This is a genomic window from Rhodopirellula bahusiensis (assembly GCF_002727185.1).
Taxonomy (GTDB): Bacteria; Planctomycetota; Planctomycetia; order Pirellulales; family Pirellulaceae; genus Rhodopirellula; species Rhodopirellula bahusiensis.
The window spans coordinates 362,600-382,819 of sequence record NZ_NIZW01000007.1 but is presented as its reverse complement, the minus strand read 5'-3'; the positions used below and the strand labels follow the sequence as shown (position 1 = coordinate 382,819).

The 20,220-nt window shown below is 55.9% G+C and carries 11 protein-coding genes; 6 read left to right on the top strand and 5 right to left on the bottom strand.

The genetic code is table 11. The features are described 5' to 3' along the window. The 3 genes from CEE69_RS11150 to CEE69_RS11140 all read right to left on the bottom strand — a co-directional run. A partial coding sequence (locus CEE69_RS11150; protein WP_233215136.1) for a redoxin domain-containing protein occupies positions 1–547 on the bottom strand: 547 nt, incomplete at its 3' end. A gap of 182 nt (positions 548–729) precedes the next feature. Beyond that, a complete protein-coding gene (locus tag CEE69_RS11145; protein ID WP_099260714.1) occupies positions 730–2,109 on the bottom strand; it encodes a DUF1501 domain-containing protein in 1,380 nt (459 codons plus the stop codon). A 24-nt stretch (positions 2,110–2,133) separates the two neighbouring features. Then, a complete protein-coding gene (locus CEE69_RS11140; protein WP_099260713.1) occupies positions 2,134–5,199 on the bottom strand; it encodes a PSD1 and planctomycete cytochrome C domain-containing protein in 3,066 nt (1,021 codons plus the stop codon). A 508-nt stretch (positions 5,200–5,707) separates the two neighbouring features. Between CEE69_RS11140 and CEE69_RS11135 the strand changes: the two genes are divergently transcribed. The 3 genes from CEE69_RS11135 to CEE69_RS11125 all read left to right on the top strand — a co-directional run bounded on the left by CEE69_RS11135 (position 5,708) and on the right by CEE69_RS11125 (position 10,100). After that, positions 5,708–6,955, top strand: a complete 1,248-nt coding sequence (locus tag CEE69_RS11135) for an Nramp family divalent metal transporter (RefSeq protein WP_099260712.1) — start codon at positions 5,708–5,710, stop codon at positions 6,953–6,955. A gap of 102 nt (positions 6,956–7,057) precedes the next feature. After that, complete coding sequence (locus CEE69_RS11130; protein WP_099260711.1) at positions 7,058–9,013, top strand: sulfatase-like hydrolase/transferase; 1,956 nt, start codon at positions 7,058–7,060, stop codon at positions 9,011–9,013. 121 nt (positions 9,014–9,134) lie between these two features. Continuing rightward, positions 9,135–10,100, top strand: coding sequence for a hypothetical protein (locus tag CEE69_RS11125; protein ID WP_008669675.1), 966 nt, complete (start codon positions 9,135–9,137; stop codon positions 10,098–10,100). 353 nt (positions 10,101–10,453) lie between these two features. Here CEE69_RS11125 and CEE69_RS11120 read toward each other — a convergent pair whose 3' ends face one another. Together CEE69_RS11120 and CEE69_RS11115 are read right to left on the bottom strand one after the other, a co-directional pair. Next, positions 10,454–11,356 (bottom strand): GYF domain-containing protein, encoded by a 903-nt coding sequence (locus tag CEE69_RS11120; protein ID WP_143549196.1) that lies wholly within the window; start codon positions 11,354–11,356, stop codon positions 10,454–10,456. Positions 11,357–11,769: 413 nt separating this feature from the next. Continuing rightward, a complete protein-coding gene (locus CEE69_RS11115; RefSeq protein WP_099260709.1) occupies positions 11,770–12,195 on the bottom strand; it encodes a hypothetical protein in 426 nt (141 codons plus the stop codon). Positions 12,196–12,548: 353 nt separating this feature from the next. Between CEE69_RS11115 and CEE69_RS11110 the strand changes: the two genes are divergently transcribed. The 3 genes from CEE69_RS11110 (at position 12,549) to priA (ending at position 20,193) form a co-directional block, all read left to right on the top strand. After that, on the top strand, positions 12,549–14,459 hold the full coding sequence (locus tag CEE69_RS11110) for a carboxypeptidase-like regulatory domain-containing protein (protein WP_143549195.1): 1,911 nt from the start codon (positions 12,549–12,551) through the stop codon (positions 14,457–14,459). A 20-nt stretch (positions 14,460–14,479) separates the two neighbouring features. Then, positions 14,480–17,503 (top strand): DUF1583 domain-containing protein, encoded by a 3,024-nt coding sequence (locus CEE69_RS11105; protein ID WP_158230992.1) that lies wholly within the window; start codon positions 14,480–14,482, stop codon positions 17,501–17,503. Between the two features lie 305 nt (positions 17,504–17,808). Continuing rightward, positions 17,809–20,193 (top strand): replication restart helicase PriA, encoded by a 2,385-nt coding sequence (gene priA, locus CEE69_RS11100; protein ID WP_099260706.1) that lies wholly within the window; start codon positions 17,809–17,811, stop codon positions 20,191–20,193. Positions 20,194–20,220: the final 27 nt, after the last annotated feature.

Here is a 20,220-nt window from a genome sequence, read left to right as displayed (position 1 = left end):
GAGTTTCCCGACCAGAATTCAAAGCTGAAAAACGATAAAATTCAACCAAGTGTTTCACAAGACGAACGAGACTTGTGGGTAAAGACAAGGGCGTATGGGTCGGCGAAAGAGCCAAACGCAATTCGCCTGAGCCATCGAACAGCACCGGAAACTCAACTCGGTAATCGGCGCTGTGCTTTTTCGCGTCCGAGCGTGTCACCGAAGGATCGGAAATCACGCCGACCAACTCGATGCCTTGCTCACCGAATTCCGATGCGTAGTCGTTGAGCAACGGAAGATAACCGTTGCTGATCGGACAATGCGTGGACAAGAAGACGACCGCGACGGCCTTGGTATCGCCGGACTGTCCCAATCGAATCAACCGACCATCCAGGTCGAGACCTTTTAACACGCCGGTGTGCGAAGAGTCGTTGGCAAATCCTTGATTAGAAGCGAATGGCAACAGCATGCAGACCAAAAGCATGCAAACAGCGTTCGCAAATATCAAACCAGTGCGTCGACCACGATACGAACCGATCGCGGTCCCTTGGATTTGATCGGGAACCATGCACCCACTTCCTGTTGGCGGCAACGGGGCACGCCGAATGGCATGCAAGACAAGGCCGGGTAGTGTACAGGACTGTCGCGCGCCAATGGGAAAGTTCGTTCCGTCAAACGACTTTGCGAATGTTTCGGCAACGTATGACGCTGCAGTAGAGCGGACGAGGCAGAACCAACGAGACGTGGCGGCTAACTCAGGATACCGTCGACCACATGGGCTTCTTCGACGCCGGTCAGTTTGAAATCCAAGCCTTGGAACTTGTACGTGAAGCGGTTGTGGTCGATCCCGAGCATGTGCAACATCGTTGCGTGGAAATCACGGACGTGGACAGGATTCTTCACCGCGTTGTAGCCGAACTCATCCGTCGCACCGTAACTGGTTCCACCCTTGATTCCGCCACCGGCCAAGCAAATCGAGAAGCCCTTGATGTGGTGGTCGCGTCCATCACCTTGGGCCATCGGTGTCCGGCCAAATTCACCACCCCACACGATCAGGGTGTCGTCCAGCATGCCTCGCTGCTTCAAGTCTTGAATAAGAGCCGCGGAGCCTTGGTCGACGATTGACCCGGTCTTTTCAGTGCCACGCTTTACACCGCCGTGATGATCCCAGCCGCGATGGTACAGCTGGATGAAACGCACACCGCGTTCAGCCAAACGACGCGCCATCAAGCAGTTGCTGCCGAAGGACCCATCGCCAGGTTTGCAGCCATACATTTTTACGATGTGGTCGGGTTCATCGGACATATCGGTTAACTCAGGAACCGACGTTTGCATTCGGAAAGCCATTTCATACGCGCTGATGCGTGTTGCGATTTCCGGGTCATGCAGTGATTCGTTGCGATGCATGTTGATCCGAGCGACCGCATCGACAATATCACGCTGTTGCGAATGATTGACTCCCGCAGGACGGCCCACGTAATGGACTGGATTTCCGGACGCGTGCATTTGAACCCCTTGCACGCGACTGGGCAGAAATCCTGAATGCCATTGTCGGGAGCTGATCGGTTGACTTTGGCCGCCTCCTTCGCTGGTCAAGACGATGAAACCAGGCAGGTCCTGTGTCTCGGCGCCCAGTCCGTACAAAACCCAAGACCCCATCGACGGTCGACCACTGATTGCCGTGCCCGTGTTGAAAAAGGTGTGGGCCGGATCATGGTTGATCTGCTCGGTGTGCATGGATTTCACCACACACAAGTCATCCGCCATCTTGGACAGATGCGGCAACACGGATGAAATCTCCAGACCGCTCTTGCCATGTTTTGCAAACGCGTGCTGGGGACCCATGACTCGTAGGGCCTTGTTCTGCAACTGCGCAATCGGCTGGCCCTTGGTCAGCGACTCTGGCATCGGCTGACCGTCGAGTCGAGCCAGTTCAGGCTTGTGATCAAACGTTTCCAAATGACTGGGGCCACCCGCCATGCAGAGATGGATGACGCGTTTGATTCGAGGTGGGTGGTGAATGCCTTCGGATGCCAGCGACGTGCTTTCATTCAGCATCGACGCCAGCGCGACCGATCCAACGCCGGCACGTTTCAAGAACGTTCGCCGGGCGAGATGGTCATCGGTCATAGCTGGAAGAATTGCCATGGTGAATCAATACCGGTTGATGGTTTCGTGAAGGTTGAGGATGACTCGAGCGACGCTCGTCCAGGATGCCCATTCGACCGGATCCAACTCAGCCGTCGAACTCTGTTCCCCGGCGGAAACCAAAGCCTTGGCCAAGTCGGGTTCTTGAACGTAATGTCGGAGGTGTTCTGTTTGGATTGTGCGAAGCTCTTCCGCAATGACCGCATCGATCGGCCTCGAAACCGCGGTTCGATATGCCCACTCGATGCGTTCATCGACCGTGGTGCCGCCCTCACGCATGATTCGACTGGCGAACATCGTTGCCGCTTCGATGAACGTTGGGTCATTCAGTAGTGTGAGGGCCTGCAACGGGGTGTTGGATTGTGCTCGGATCGCGGTGCATTCTTCGCGGCTGGGTGCGTCGAAGGCTTTCAACATCGGATGCAGGAAAGTCCGTTGCCAATGCGTGTAGACACCGCGTCGATATTGGTTGTCGCCTTGATCCGGAACGTAATTTCGTCTGGGAAAGTTCAGCTGATCGTAGTAACCCTCGGGCTGATACGGCTTCACGCTCGGCCCACCGATTTCCTCGACCAGCAAACCGCTGATCATCAACGCCGTGTCGCGGACCATTTCAGCACTGACTCGGAACCGCCCTTGCCGCGCGAACAATTCGTTAAACGGATCGAGTTCCTCCAATTCCGGCGATGCGTTGGAGGTTTGACGATACGTGGCGCTCATCGCGATTTGTTTTAGAAGATGCTGAACGTCCCAACCGGATTCGATGAATTCCACGGCCAAGTGATCCAGCAATTCAGGGTGACTTGGAAAGGTGCCTTGTCCACCCAGGTCATCGACGCTGGAGCAGATCCCTCGTCCAAACATCAAGTACCAAAGACGGTTCACCATCGTCCGAGCTGTCAGAACGTTTTCGCTGTCACAGAGCCAGTTGGCGAGGTCGAGACGGGTGGCGCGTCGTTCGCCGATTTGAAGTTCGCCCAAGAATTCGGGGATGGCTGGCTGAACGATTTCCCCCGACTCATCCATCCAATTTCCGCGGTCAAGGATTCGGATCTCACGCGGTGCAACGGCTCGTGAGATGACCATGGTCGGGATGGATTTTTCAAACTCAGAGACCTGTGCTCGAGCCAGCTTCAACGTTTCTGCTTGCTCCGTGATCAGCGGGTCATGCTCAACGAAGCAGTCACGCAGTTGCTTGATCTGATCTTTTGTTCTCGCCTCCACATCAACCAGCAAAGCAGCCCGGATTTCGCTGGGGAAACCGTCTGTTTCAATCCAGCCCGCCTGGTCCCAATGGACGATGCCATCGAACTGGGTGAACGCCATTCCATGAATGGTCTTGCCAGGTGCGAATCCGACGTCAGCGGCCGCCACACTCATGCGGATCCATTTTCCAGCTTCGGGCAAATCTCCCATGCGTTTGTGTCCGTGCCAGCTTTGAGGCTTGGCACCAAACCCGACCTTGTCGTCTCCCCAAAATGCCCGGTGGTCCCAACCGCTTGGATCATCTGGGCCGCCGTGCCACTGCAACATGATTGTTTTTGGCGGCGACTGAGGATCAAGGTAGACCCACGCAAACAACTCCGTGTTCGCTTTGACTTCGATTGGTTCCTTCGCGTCAGTGAACAGGTGCTGGATGACTCCATTGCCGGTCTGACGCCGCGAAGTTTCTCCGCTGTGCACCGGATGTTGATCGGCGGTCACATGATTCCATTCGCCCGACTTTGTTCCACCTGCTGACAATTGGTCATCGACCCAGGTGTGTTCTTCAGCTTGGAATTTGGATTGTTTGATCGATTCAATCGCCCGTGCTTCCCATTCAGGCTGGGACGCCAATTGCTCTTGGGTAATCGATTCAAGACTGGCTTCGGCTTCCGTCACTTTTAGTCGCAAGGCATCGAGTTGTGCCTGCTGTTCTTCGTTGGGAACCGGGATCTGTGGAGGCCGTTCACGTTGTGAATACTTGCCCCTTTCTTCGATGTCAGCGAAGAACGCACCGAGAGAATAGAAATCCTTTGCGGTGTAAGGGTCATACTTGTGATCGTGACATTGAGCGCACCCAACCGTTGCTCCCATGAAAACCTGGGACACGTTTCGAACACGATCGGCAAAGTAGATCGAAAGGTACTCTTTGGGTTGCGCGCCACCCTCTTCCGTCGTTTGATTCAAACGGTTGTATCCCGAGGCTACCAATTGATCGATCGTGGGATTGGGAAGCAGGTCGCCGGCAAGTTGCTCACGAACGAACTGGTCGTACGGCATGTTGCTGTTGAACGCGTCGATCACGTAGTCACGATACGGTGAATGCGACACGTTCTGATCGCCGTGGTACCCCACCGTGTCGGCGTATCGCACCAAGTCCAGCCAATAAATCGCCATGCGTTCGCCAAAACGACTTGACGATAGCAGGCGGTCGATGAGTCGTTCATAGCTTTCGTTGCTGTGGTCCTTTTCGAACGCTTCCACTTCCTCGGGTGTCGGTGGAAGGCCAGTCAAATCAAGCGACAACCGACGAATCAATGTGGTCGGGTCCGCTTTCGGCGATGGGCTCACCGACGCGTCTTGCAGTCCGCGGGCCACAAACTGATCGATCCAGTTTTCTCCCCATGCCGTGTTCACTGGAGGCCGCGCCACATTGCTTGGCAAAGGGGTGTAGGCCCAGTGAGCTTCGTACGGTGCCCCCTCGTTGATCCAACGACGCACCAAGTCGATCTCGGCGTCGCTGAGAGGTTTGTGCAATTCCGATGGAGGCATGACGAGGTCGTCATCATCAGACGTGATCCGCAAAAACATCTCGCTCGATTCCGCGTCCCGGGGAACGATTGCGCCAAACTCCATTGCCGCTTCGCGAACGTCCAATCGCAACCCGGCTTCAACAGTGTTTGCATCGAGTCCGTGACAAGCAAAACAGCGGTCCGTCAGAATCGGTCGGATGTCTCGATTGAACGAGAGTGGACGATCGGTCGCTGAAACAGAGGTTTGAGCCTCATCGCTCGGTTCGGCCAAAACAACGTTTTCCACAATACCGAGCGCGAAAGCGATGGTTAGTAGCAGACCAAGGAGGGAACGCATTCAAGAAGTCCGAATGGTTTGGTGGGGAGGGAATCGGCTTGTCGGGGACACATCGCCGCAATCACGACGTTGCGATTCATGCAGTGTAAACGAAAGGACCAACAATCACTCGAGTGCTTCATTGGCGGCGAAGCTCGTGCCCCACGCTTTGGAAGTCCTAGCCATGGAATCGGCGTTTCCTATCGCTCCGCCTGCGTCCGAAATGCACCGGGTCGCTCTCAGCCATGCTTGCCGATTTCCCCCTCAGGCGGTGACAGATGCTAAGCACATGAGCGGGGGTCCTTGGGCTTGATCACGTAGCGGCGTCTCTCCGAGACGCTGTCATTTGCGAGTCTCAGAGAGACTCGCCTACGTGAGGTTCTATCCGATCATTCCTGCCGACCTGCTTAGTTGGCAAACGCGGCGGATTCGGGACCTTGATCACCGATCGAATGCCAGCCAAATGGTTGACTTCGCGTCAGACGGATGCCTTGGGACGTGTTCGATTTCATTCGTTACCTTAGCGGGCATGAAGATTCCCAAGTTCTTTCGTCGTTTCGGTCCCGGCCTGCTCGTCACGGCAGCTTTCATTGGGCCGGGGACCGTCACCAAAGCCACAACCGCGGGTGCCAACTTTGGCCACACGCTGTTGTGGGCGGTTGGTTTCTCCGTGATCGCGACGATCGTTTTTCAAGAAATGGCGTCGCGATTGGGGATCGTCACCGGACGTGGTTTGGGAGAGGCGATCCGTCCAACCATCCGTAACGCGTTCGCCCGGGGATTGGCCATTGTGCTGGTCGTCTCGGCAATCATCGTCGGAAACGCTGCCTACCAAGCGGGCAATATCGCCGGTGCCGCGGTGGGTATTTCAGCCGCAACGGGAATGCAGCATCAAGCTGTCGTGTCGATCGTGATCGGCTTGGCAGCCTGGGGCATCTTGATGATCGGACACTATCGATCGCTTCAGCGGATTTTGGTTGCGTTGGTGGTGACGATGAGCAGCGTGTTTTTGTTGACCGCGTTCAGTGTTCCGATCGATTGGCGATCGTTCGCGCTGGGATGGATCAAGCCGACCATTCCCGATGGCGGATTGAAAGAAGTCTTGGCGATCATCGGCACGACGGTTGTGCCCTACAACCTGTTTCTTCACGCCACCGCATCGGCCGAAAAATGGTCCGGCGAGAAGGAATCCGTCAGCGACGAAACCGTTCGCGACGCGATCCAGCAAAGCCGCGGCGACACGATTCTCAGTGTGGGCTTGGGCGGATTGGTGACCGCCGCCGTGATGGCCACGGCCGCCGCCGCTTTCTTCAGGAGTGACGCCGGATTCACGAACCTTGCCGACGCCGCGCGGCAGCTCGAACCTCTGCTTGGCAACCATGCGAGATGGCTGTTCGATGTGGGGCTGTTTGCCGCGGGATTGACCAGCACCATTACCGCTCCGCTGGCCGCCGCTTACGCCGCTGCCGGTTGTTTTGGCTGGCCCATCGATCTGAAAGACTGGCGGCTGCGAACGGTCTTCACCACAGTAATTGTGTTTGGCACTTCGTTCGCCGCCAGTGGTTCCAAGCCCACGGACATCATCACGTTTGCTCAAGTCGCCAACGGATTGCTGCTGCCTCTGCTCGCCATTTTCTTGCTCGCGGTCATGAACAATGCAGCGTTACTCGGCAAGCACCGCAATCACTGGATTGCCAACACGCTCGGCGTGCTAACGGTTGTCGTCGTCACTGTTCTTGGATTGCGTAGCCTCGTCAGTGTTTTCTTCTCGGGATGATCTTTCGCGATTCGAACGCTTCAACTCGCTCGCTTGAGCGTGCTGCTGTAGCTACGATGCAGAGACCCGCATCCCCACCCTCCGAGACAGAAAGCCAACTCCATGTGGCAGGTAGCCATTCGACGATTGCAAGCGTCACGAGTGCCGATGATGGTCGCACTTTTGTTGACGGCAACGCCCTTGTTTCAGACGGTTGAAGCGGGCGACCGCCCCAACATTCTCTGGCTTTCCGCAGAAGACATCAGTCCCCACATCGGTTGCTATGGTGATCCGCATGCCATCACGCCTCGCATCGATCAGCTCGCCAAGGAAGGCATTCGGTACTCCAACGCATTCACCACCGCCGGTGTTTGTGCCCCGTGTCGCAGCGGGATCATCACCGGGATGTACCAAACGACTCTTGGGACGCAGCACATGCGTTGCCAAGCGAAGCTTCCGAAGAGCATCCAGCCGTTCTCAGCGTATTTGCGTGAGGCGGGATACTTTTGCACCAACAACTCCAAGCAGGATTATCAATTCGCGACCCCGAAAGGGTCTTGGGACCAATCGTCCAACAAGGCTCACTGGCGGAATCGACCGGACCAGGACACGCCCTTTTTTGCTGTTTTCAACTTCACGGGCTGCCACGAATCTGGAATCGAGAATGATTCGAAATACAAGGCCGTCACCGAAGGCCTTTCCGAAAGTGAACGGCAGAACGCTGCCGAGCTCTCGACGTTCCCGCCGTATTATCCGGACACGCCAGCCGCTCGTGAAGACTGGAAGCGAAACTACGAGCTGATCACGGCGCTCGATCATTGGGTGGCCGGGTTGCTCGACCAACTCCATGCTGACGGATTGGACGAAGACACCATCGTGTTCTTCTGGTCCGACCATGGCGTTGGGCTCCCGCGAGCGAAGCGTTGGCTCTACGACTCCGGCACGCACATCCCGTTGGTCATTCGCATCCCGGCCAAGTTTCGATCCAACGACAAGGCCGCCGGGGTCGTCGATGACCGCTTGGTGAGTTCGATCGACTTTGGTCCCACCGTCTTGAATCTGGCGGGGCTGGATGTTCCAGAGCCCATGCAAGGCAAGCCGTTCTTGACCAGTCCCTTGAGCAAGCTGGAGTCCGTCGACCGAGACTACGTTTACGGTGCTCGCGATCGGATGGACGAACGTTATGACATCATTCGAATGGTGCGTGATCAGCGATACAAATACATCCGCAATTACGAACCGTTGAAGCCATACTTTCAATACATGAACACGCCCGAGAAAGGGCAAACGATGCGGTCGATTCGCGAGGCTGAACAGTCCGGAACGTTGCCACAAGCAGCCATGCCTTTCTTCCGCGGCACGAAACCCACCGAAGAACTTTACGACCTCGAGAATGACCCCCATGAGCTCCATAATCTCACGTCGTCTTCGGATCACACGGAGGTGCTCCATCGCATGCGTGCGGCGCACGAGCAGTGGGTCACCCGCACCAAGGACTTGGGGCTCATCCCAGAGCCGATTCTCGCCGAACGCGCCAATGAACTGGGAAGTCAGTACGCCGTCTTGCGGCAATCGGACGACAGCGAGCTCGCGAATCGTGTCGCCGCATCGGCTCTCGCCGCATCCGAAGGCCCCGGAGCTCTTCCTGAAATGCGAGCCGCACTCGACGACAGAGATTCTGCAGTGCGTTATTGGGGAGCGACGGGTATCGGCAACGTTTTCGCTAGCGGCGAGATCGACAAGCTGCCGTATTTGATGGATTTGCAAGAACGGCTTGCCGACGAATCCGCGACGGTACGAGTCGCAGCGGCGCGTGCGCTTTGTCATTCCGGCAATCCCGAAGCCACGGACAATGCGCTTTCAGTTCTGGCGGAGACATTGGCGGACGGAGCGCAGTGGGAACGACTGCAAGCCGCCATCGTGCTCGACGAGATCGATGAGAAAGCGTTGCCGGTCATCAATTCGATGCAAGAAGCACTCAAGCCAAAGCGAAAGTTATACGCCGATGGAAAGTACACCGTCCGCGTGATCAACCGCGCTCTCAACGAACTGAACGGCACCAACCACACTGTCAAATAGCGGGACCAAATAAAGGGCAGGGCGGGGCGGGGCGAAATCGCGTGTTCGTTCGTGCCTGTGCGGCCAGGGTTTGTTTCGTTTGTCTTGCTGAGTAGTGCGTTTCAAGATTGAAGGCTGATCTATGAATTCGATTGAAAATTGGATCGCTCTTCGTAAACGCAACCGAAACTGGTCCTGTTTCGCGATGTTGTTGTTTCCGTCATTGGCAACGCTGACTTACGCCGTTGTGCGACAATTCTATTGGCAGCCATCGAACCTCTATTGGTTCCTGCTGTACTTCACTTATTCACTGCACGGAATTTTTTATGGCGTGTTTACAACACAGCTTGTGATCTGGTGGCATTGGCGACCCAGGAGACCAGGGAGATGGCAGACCGCACTCTTGTTGTTGTTCGTTTACCTGCTGGGGATATACATCACCAGTATTTTTCGGGCGATGTCTGGTTCGATTGGTTTTGTCCCCGCCAGTCTAATTAGTTTGGGATACGGCTTGGCTGGTATCGCAACGCACTGGTTCGCTATCGTGGCAACTGGGGTGTTCAACACGGCTCACATCGTTGATCTAGCATCTCGCACCGGACAATCCACCGAGTCGAATTGTGATCGAGACGATAAGAATGTTGGGTCAGTGGAAGCATCCGAAACACAAGCCTCGGCAGGTTCACGGCGAGAGTCCTTCTCAATCGCAACATTGATGTTGGCGACATTGGTGTCCGCCTTGATCTTTGTTCTGCTGCGATGGACGCGTGAGGTTTACAGTGCCAGCGGTTTTGCTGGAGGCTATCCCGATTCGGATGTAGGACAAATTGCGGGGTTGTTGAGTTCAGCGATCGCGAACTCATTGTGCATGCTTGCTGCTGTGAACTGGTTCCGCAGGCGTGTTGTTTGGATTCCGCTCGTGCTGATCCTGGCTGGGCTGATTCTGTCGGTGGCAGGAAGGTTTGTGGGAATGATTTTCGATGGTGCACAGGCGACTTCGTTGGATGCCGGGGTTTTGTTCGCACTTGTCCTGGATGCCGCCGGCATGTTGTTGCTTCACGGATGGCTGCTACGGAAGTGGAGCCGAGCGGGCTACCGATTCGAGTGACAACAATTCGAGGGATTCCACCCTGGAAGCAAGATGGTGCCAGCCGTCAGCAGGAAACGATTTTGTGCCACGCGAGCAGTGGTATTACGACGAGAGACAACGCGTCTCCGCGGCGTGGTTCTTTGACCCCATCGGGGTCAGTTTTCCTGTTTTTGATCTCCGGGGGTGCGCTTCGCGACCCCCGTCTACCATCTTTCACCGCTCCGCGGTGGTTGTGTTGCGCCGGCCCCGTCCGGGGCGAACGTTCCTGCATGGCTCCGGAGGAGTCCGCGTTCTTAGCTCGGGGCGGAAGCCCCGAGAGGACAATCAACAACCATCCAGCCGCCCCGGATGGGGCCGTCGAAATGCCGCGGTCATAGGATCGCTAAAATCTCGGCTTTCTTGGTATCGAACTCGGACTGATCGATCAGCCCAGCATCCAGCATTGATTTCAGTTGAGACAAACGAGCCGTCAAATCCATATGTGGTGGTTGTGCCTCGGGAACCGCTGCTGAAACGTTTGTGTTGACGGTCACATTACTGGCTGCGTTTCGCTGTTCTTCCATCATCCGTTGGCGACGTTGCTCACGAACCTCTTCCTCACGTTGTTGACCAACTCGATACACCGAACGGGCTTGAGCCTTTGGCAAGTGATCCAGCGTTTCAACGTGCCCATTGATTCCGGTGACGGAAAGCGTTGCTCCGACAATCCCTTCTTTGATGTGAATGTTCCCGAGGTGCAACCAAGGCACATCGAGCATCTCCATTCGGCCGAGCGATTTCGCTCGAAAGATAATGACACGTCGATTGGTCAAAACGATCGCATCCGGCGACATCACTGATGGGAGGTGCTGAACTGCGATGTATTCGGGGATTTCAGATTCAACGCAAATATCGTGCACGCGTCCCAGTAACTTTCCCACCACCTTCGGCGGCTGACCGTCGCTGATAAATTTTGAAAGCCGTGAATCGGTCGACTGAACGATGGGGACATTCTGTACTTTGGCAAGCTCGCTGGGTGACTGAGCCTGATTGAAAACGGAGGGGGCAGCGGCCGCTGAGCTCGTTGCGATCGAAGTGGCTGGCCCGGGATCAATTTTGGCGATCGCCGCAAACAATCCTTTGATGCGGGAGGCGGGCACCCAGTTACCCGATTCACCGGCCCGAATCAGGGTTTCACCATGAATTTTCCCTTGGGACGCCAGGACCTTCAATTGTTTCGCAGTGGCTGGCCCGACAACCTTGCCTTCGTGTTGAACGTAGAAATCTTGGATCATGGTGCCACCTTTCAAACCGCCATTTGGACATGCTCATTTATAGCGTCGCCTGCCTCTGGCGGGTAGGCCCTGGCAGTCAAACTGGTGGGTTGGGTTTCGGCAGAATGACGCCATTCATCAGCAGGAAGCGATGCCGTGACACGCCAACTGTCCGATCACGACTAGGGGCAACACGGTTGCTTGGCAAGGCTTTTTAGCCCCCGTTGATAGGTTTGCGAGTTGGTCTTAGTTCGGGGCGCGGAGCGAACCTATGGATCGCTTTGTGTCGCGTGATCCACGACGGCCCCGTCCGGGGCGAACGTTCCTGCATGGCTCCGAAGGAGTCCGCGTTCTTAGCTCGGGGCGGAAGCCCCGAGAGGACAATCAACAACCATCCAGCCGCCCCCGATGGGGCCGTCGAAATGTATTTCAGATCACGTCGGTTGCGGTCTCGTTGCTCCCGCGAGACTTCCACCCAGGTATCCCATTGGCAAGTACGCTCCTACCAAGTCCAAGACGATGAACCAGAGTGGGCCGCCGAAGCTTGCGGCCATCGTGATTCCGCCCAGCAGAAAGAACACGCCAATGCCAAGTGCAAACTTCATCTTGTGGCTCGCAGCGATCTTGGCGGCAACGAATGCGCCGACGAGCGTGCCCAGTGCATGAGCCAGCCAAGGTGCGAAGAAGTTCGCTGGTTTGAGCAGTTTGAGGTTCTCGGCGAATTGGTCCATGTTCGACATGTCCACCCCGTCGGGGAGCGGAATCAGGATCGGACCGATGGTGACAATCGCCATGTTGAGCACGCTGCCGAGGAAGAGACCCGCGACGACTGCCAGGATGTTTCTCAGAATCGTGGACACTCTGCGGCTCCATGGATGCACTGGGCTGGGGCGATGTTCTGTCTCGGACGTTCGGCTGAATCCACGGTCACAATGTTCGGTGGCACGAACCCGCGATCTTGGATTCCTTGAGAGCTGAGAGCATGGATCTTTGAGAACCAGTGTAATGTCTCGACGGAATCCAGATGACATGATGGAGCGATTCATCAGCACGATTGTTCTCGAAGCGGAAACCCCGAGACGACAGTTTTCTGATCGCTAGACGCGATTGCCGAGTAAATTGACCAAAACTCAGGAAAAGTCCGGGTGAATTCTTTGTGCCGGGCGACAAAGAACCGGGCCGATTTCGTCGACGCAAATTCCTGAAAACTTTGATGCTCCCAAACATACGCATTTGCCTTGCAACGCTCCTGGCGACCACGCTGTCTTTTGCGATCGTGGAGCCGTCTGAAGCCCAGGATGGTTCCAAGACTCCTGGAAATATCCAGCGTTTGCGTTCGAATGTTTTCTTAGGGGAATGGCAGATACTCGGGCCAATTCCCATCGAGGCTGATGGTATCAAGGCGTTAGGCCAACAGTACTTTGAAGACGAGAGGCACTTTCGGGGAGGCAGCGTCCGCTTTCACGGTGACCGACTCTACACGTGGAAAAGTGTTGACAGCCGGATCGTCGATTTGCGAGGCGCACTCGCCTCTGGCATCGGAGGTGAGAACTGTGTTGGGTATGCATGGACACAGTTCATCAGTGACAAAGACCAATCATTGAGGATGGCAATCGCACACGACGACATGTGTGCGGTTTGGCTCAATGGAGACCTGGTAGGACGCAGCACCAATGCCAATTCATCCATGTTGGACGAAACGATCTTCGATGTGAATTTGAAGAAGGGTGTCAACTCTTTGCTTCTGAAAGTCACCAACGGATTGAAAGACTGGGACTTCGCTGTCCGTTTTTTGCCAACAAATGTGCTGTCTCCCTTGGTTCGCTTCAAAGGCATGCCAGACTTGTCGCCGCCACATTTTCCCGTCGTTGGAATTGAGTTTCTCGGCGAAGGAGGAGAGTTGCTGGACCGTCACTATTGCTCGGGGACTCGAATCGGTTGGGGCATGTCAGGGGCGCATTACCGCGTGTACGCTCATCCGCCATCGAAGCAACCAAGCACCGTTCGGTTTGTCGCCAAGCAAACCGGCTTCGCGGATTTTTCAGAGACTTACTCGTGGGATGATGTGGTCAGAGGAGCAGTCGAACTTCAATTCCATGCAGATCGTGCGGTTCGATTACTGGTGACCGATGTGCATGATGGAACTCCTATCCAGAACGCGCGCATCTGGGAACAGCGAAAGCAGGTGGATGCTGTCTTTGATTCCCATGGTGCTGTTTCGATCCCCGACTTTCAGCCAACGGTCATGGAGTGCTGGGTATCCGCGCCCGGGTATATGGCCAAACGCGTACTCTTGAATTGGCCTAGACGAAAGATTCACAAAGTCATGATGACACGCGGCGGATGTTCGGTGACGGGGCTTGTCACATCTGAAACGGGCATGCCAATCGCAAACGCAACCATTCAAACGGCAGGCACGTCGACATCGCAATTTCAGCCCGAGTTCCAAACGGACCAGAACGGCCGATTCGAGATGCACGGATTTCATCCTAATCGACCGGACTTCAGCGCAACGGTATCGGCTCGCGGCTTTCTACCACGCGAGGACTTTACGTTCTCCGTTTCAGAAGAGAAACCAATGGATGTGGTGTGGAAGCTCGCGGAAGGCGTGTTGATCTCTGGAAAAGTGACTCTACAGGACACAGGTGAACCCATTTCCGGTGTCGTGGTGGTCGGTGCCGATCCGCGAAACGAGAATCAAAGGATCACAGCAACAACCAACAAGGACGGTGTGTTTGATCTCGTCGCACGCACTCCTGGTATCGTGGCACTTGCGGTCTTGAGCGAGTATCACCCACCTGTAACGAAAACGATTCAAACTCAGCGTGGTTCGGAAAACAAAGTTGATCTGCAGCTCATCGCTGGAGTGGACTATCGCGGTATCGTCAAAGATTCGAACGGACGACCGTTGAGAAATGCCCGCGTCATGGTTGACCATGGGAACGGAAGGCGTGTGTTCATGCGAAATGTCCGTAGCAATCCCGACGGCGAATTTATCGTGCCGAACATGCCTGCAGGCGGTCTGAACGCGACGGTGTATTTGGAGGGTTACGTCCCGAACCGCTCCATCTCAATGACAGCGGACAAACCCACTCAGTTTGTGCTGATGGAAGAGAGCAAGTGAAGTTCGGCATGATCAACTCTATGAATCGTCTAATTCTCGCTCTTTCCGTCGTGTTTCTAACGATCAATAGTGCGGAAGCGCAGGAGGGCACGAACTCAGATGCTGCCGCAATGTCGCGAATTTTCGGCGAAGACATCGTGCGGCAAAACGGTCGAACCGCTGTTGCTACAGCTCGGGCAATGAGTGACGACCCGACGGCCGAATACGAGTACTTGGTGAATTGGGTCTTGCCACCTTACCGTCCAACACTTCTGCGCATCGACGGTTCCTTCGCTGCTACCGACCTGACATCCGAAAACGGTGTGCAGCGTCTGGGCGGTGAAGTCGAGTCACCAGCATTGGAGTTGATCCGCGTTGCGAAAAGAGCGAAACAACTGGATGACTTGTTTCGTCGTCTCAGTGAACTGCCCGATGCAGACGATACCCAGCAACGACGCAAAGTAGCTTTGCTGGCGTTGATCGAAATGGCACGGGGCCGGATGGATTCGGCAAACAAGTTGGGCGACAAACTGTATGAATTGGTCGCGAGAAGCAATGAACCGCTGACCGAGCGGTGGCCTGAATTGCTGTTCACCTACGTCTCACATCAAGTGCCAGCGTTAAAGGATGTCAGCGCGGATATCTTTGAAGTTCTGCTACCGATGCAGGACAGTGTTCCCATGTCCGCACTCGGTTTGCATCTGCAGGACATCCAGGCACGACTGGAATTCGGCGATTCGGAAAGACTCAGGCACTGGCACCCGTCTGCACGGGCCACTGCTAGCACTCAGGATGCCGGTCGCCCAAACACACGCTGGTTCGCCTCCGATGGAACGGTACGGTGTGTGACGTCACACGATGTCGACTATCTGCACTACCAAACCCCATTGGCGGGCAACTACGAAGTCGAAGCTGATGTATCGCTGATTCCCAACCAGAACGGCGTCATCTTTGTCGGCGGCCAGTGGCTATCGATCGCTGAAGGGGCGGGATTGATGCGGGGTGATTATCGCTCTGTGCATGGATACTCTCCATTCCAAAAGAAACCGCTACCTGTTCCAGATACCTACCTGCGATATCGAGCGGTTGTTCGAGGCGACCAAGTCACAACGTTTTGCAATGGCCGCGAAGTCGATCGACGTGAATTCGGATACGCACCTTGGCTGGCACTTCGCAACGATCCTGGCACGCGTGGGACCGTTCGGAATTTGCAAATCACGGGAAGACCAGTCGTTCCCGAGACGGTTTATCCGTTGCTCGAGGGGGCTCGCAGTTGGAAAGCTTACCAAGACGATGCCGATCAACGATGGGCAACGACCGACGACCACGCGAACGGATTCATTACCGGCAAGCGAATTGAAAATGTTGGGCACACGTCCGTGGAATGCTTGGCTCACTACCATCGTCCGATCCTCGAGGATGGCGTGATTGAGTACGAGTTTTTCTATCAATCCGGTGAGTACAGTGCTCACCCCGCGATTGAAAGACTCGTCTTTCGATTGGATGCAGATGGCGTGCGACCACATTGGGTTCACAATCCGTCGGTTGGAATGACATCAACTGCGACGGCTTCGAATCCCGATTCCATTCCGCTTCGTTTGAAGGAGAACGATTGGAACCGTGTTCGTTTGACCATTCAGGGCGATCAACTACAGATTGCGGTCAATGACGTTGACGCATTTCAGCACGGTCTCATTCAACACCAGCGCCGGTTGGGGCTCTATTACGTCGGGAGTGAATCGAAGCTCAAAGTTCGAAACATGACATGGACTGGCGATTGGCCAAAGAGTCTACCCGCTCCGCAACAGCAGGAACTCGCGAGCGATGTGCCGGAGTTCCTCGCTGGACTGGAAACGATGCAGGAGCACACGCGGATTGATTTCACAAAGCCAATCGATCGCACTCGTTTCGATACCCCGAGATCCAGAGCCCGATCCTACGCTTCGCCATCCGGGCTTCGAATCGAACCGGATGTCTTGCCCGGATTCAGTTCCTATTTCGTTGGCGACCGGCATCGCATATCCGGGGACTTTGACGCCACGTTGCGTTTTTCGAACTTGACGGGCTCAGCAGAAACCGGGCAGGCCGATTTCACGTTGCGGTTTCTTGACGAGCACGGCAATCGCTACAGTGCCGCACGTAGCTATCGTGCTGCTGGCGAGGAACTCGCCACGATGCGGTGGATGTATTTGGGAAAAACAAAAAAGGTTTTTGACTCAAGAAAGACAGGTGATGAATCGAGAGAAGGCAGGCTCCGACTCATCCGACGCGGTGACACAACGTATGCACTCATCGCGCACGGTGACTCCGACCGATTCCACCTCTTGGGTACCAGAGCCGTGCGTGACCCTGTCTCAACCATGGGACTTCGCATTGAGGCAAGCCGCATGAAGGCGGGAGAATTGTCCGTCGTGTTGGAAGAGTTGGTGATTCGCACCAGTCCACCAGGATCAAAAGATTTGGATCCTCGCGTGACCGCATTGGAACGTGTCACAAGAGAATTCAGGCATCGATCGATTGTGGATTCTTTTCAACCCACTACTCGCGAGTTCGCAGAGATGATTCATGCGAGTGTGACAGAAAGCGGAATCAAGATGATCGCGGATCATGATTCCGCATTGATCGGATACAGCAAGGCCTTGAGCGGAGACTTTGAGATCACCGTGGACATCGGAACTTTACAGCTGAGCGACGATAGCAAATTCACGATCGGACTGGACGTCGGTGACCAACCCAACAAGGCCGAATTGACTCTCCAGCCGAGGGACGACAACGGCTTTCGAATCACGGCGCAGATTCCAAATCGAAAGAACAAGGACAACAATTTCCAATCGAACAACATGGACATCGTCGACCTCGATGCGGTTCGAACGCTGCGTTTGGTGCGTCTTCAGCGGACGATCTTCTTTGTTTGCAAAGGCAAAACCAAGAGCAAAGTCCTCGGGTACGCGGACATCGGGACGGAGGACATCCGCCCTGGTTCCATCCAATTCACGCTTGCCTCTGAATCGCAAATGTCAAGCTTGGAACTGGAGAAGATCGAGATCCAGTCAGCGAATCCCTGACACAAAAAACGACTGGGAATCGGCGGGAGAAAAGGTATTGGGGCCGATGGCCACCGGGTCACCCATGCATCCGATTTGCACTGCGTTGTCCACGACGGACCCATTTTGGGTGAATGAGCCTGGCTGGCTCCGGAGAAGTCCGCGTCAATCGCTCGGGCTGGAACTCCCGAAGAGGCTCGTGGTGGGGTAGGGCGGGGCAGGGTGGTCTTGGCGCAGACGTGGCGGGTGACCAGACGTGTCACGGGGTGAGGCGATGATAGATGGGTTATCTTGCGCCCGCCGGGAAGAAAAGGAGCTCACACGTTATGTTGTCTGATTCATCGATGCCCGATCTGGGCGAACCAACTTTGCACTTCCCTCCTTTTGCCGCCGCACCCGTGCCCGCAGACTCGTCCGAACCAACCCAGAACGAATTGTTCGAAACCGATCCTCCTCCCTGGGAGCTGACGGTCGGCGAAGACGTTCAGCTTGCGTCGATCGTGTTCGCTCGATCGCCACACGGGCCCTACGATTACCGAATCCCGGACGATTTGCTGGATGTCCTCCGCCCGGGGATGCGTGTGGGCGTGCCGCTGGGGCATCGGAAAAAGCCCACTCCGGGTTGGTGTGTGTCGATCAAGACCGGCAACGCGGCACAGCAAAAACTTCGCGACGTGGCCGAAGTCATCGACGACGAACCGCTGTGCGATGCGGCCCTGGTTCGCTTGGTCATGTTTATCGCTCACTACTACCAAGTTCCGGCGGGCCAAGTCTTTGACACGTTGATTCCCGCCAGCGTTCGCGACAACGCGGGCACGCGGAAGACGACTTACTTTCGACCGGCACCGGGGCTGACCGAAGAACAAATTGCCAAGTTGCCATCCAAGCAACAGTCGGCGATGCGGTTTCTGATCGCTCAAGATCGACCGATGACCGCGGCAGAAATCGCGATCATGGCCGAGTGCACCGAGGACCCGATTCGGCGGTTGCGAAAGAAAGAGCTCTTGATCCCCGAAGTGCGACGAGAGCTCAGTCAAAACATCCGCATTCGGGCTCAGTCCAACGATGGCGAAGCCAGAAAAACGCATGAGCTGACGGCGCAACAAGAGAACGCGTTGTCTCGCATCAATTCAGCCGTCGACAGCGGACGCGGGCGGACGTTGTTGTTGCACGGCGTGACCGGCAGTGGCAAAACGGAGGTCTACATCCAGGCGATTGAACACGTCGTCAAGCAAGCGGGATCGGCGATCGTGTTGGTGCCCGAGATCAGCCTCACACCACAAACCCGTGGGCGATTCGAAGATCGTTTCCAGAACGTCGCGGTGTTGCACAGCCAAATGTCCGCGTCGGAACGTCACTTCCATTGGCAGCGGATTCGTCGAGGAGAAGTCCAAGTCGTTATCGGGCCTCGCAGTGCGGTGTTCGCACCGCTGCCGAACTTGGGGCTGATCGTGATCGACGAGGAACACGACACCTCGTTCAAGCAAGACAAGCAGCCACGCTATCACGCTCGCAAGGTGGCTCACGCCCGAGCGATGGCACTTGGCATTCCGTTGGTGCTGGGTTCCGCGACGCCGTCAATGGAAGCTTGGCATGCGACGCAAACCGGGCACGCGGAACTGGTCACGATGTCGGAGCGGGTCGGCAATCGTCCGATGCCCGATGTCCAACTGGTGGACTTGCGGGTCAAAGAGGAACGCGGCAAGGGCGGCGCGATCAGCCGACCCTTGCATGCTGCGGTGTTGGAGACGCTGAAGGAAAAAGGGCAAGCGATTCTGTTGCTCAACCGACGTGGTTACGCGACGACGATCCAGTGTCCCGCTTGCGGCACCGTGTGTGCGTGTCCCGATTGTGACATGCCGCTGACTCATCACCGTGACGGCGGCAAGGCGATGTGCCACTACTGCGATTACACGATCCCGACGCCGCCCTGGTGTCCGGCGTGTCGCTTCGATGGGATTCGCTACGGCGGTTTGGGCACGCAGAAATTGGAAATGGAAGCCAAGGCTCGGTTCCCCGATGCTCGCATTGCTCGGATGGACAGCGACACGATGAAGCGGGCTGGCAGCCACCAACGGGTGCTGTCGGAGTTTCGTGCCGGCGAGATCGATGTGTTGCTCGGCACGCAGATGATCGCGAAAGGGTTGGACTTTCCCAACGTGTTGTTGGTTGGCGTGATCAACGCGGACTCAGCGTTGCACTTCCCGGACTTCCGCGCCGCCGAACGAACGTTCCAATTGGTCACTCAGGTCGCTGGTCGAACGGGACGTGGCGATCGTGGCGGCCGAGTGATCGTGCAGACGTTCACGCCGGAGCACCCGGCGATTCAAGCCGCGGCGAGGCACGACTATTTGAAGTTCGTCGAAGACGAGATGGTGAACCGCAAGAAGTTCAACTACCCACCGCTCGGCAGCGTGGCGCGGATCATCATTCGCGGCCCGCTGGAAGACAAAACCGAATCCGTCGCCGACGCGATTGTTGACCGCTTGGAAAAGGCTCGCGATCTGCTCAAGGCAGAGGTTCGGATCCTTGGGCCGGCACCTCCACCGATCGTCAAGATCAGCGGCAAGTATCGGTTTCACTTGTTGCTTCAGGCCACCGAAGCGGCGGTCGTCGGCGAAGTCATCCGTCGAGGTTTGGCCGACTTCAAAGTCGACCCCAAAGAGGAAATCGAATTCCTCGTTGACATCGATCCAGTCAACTTGATGTGAATGCGGCGTGTTGCAACAACGGAGAAC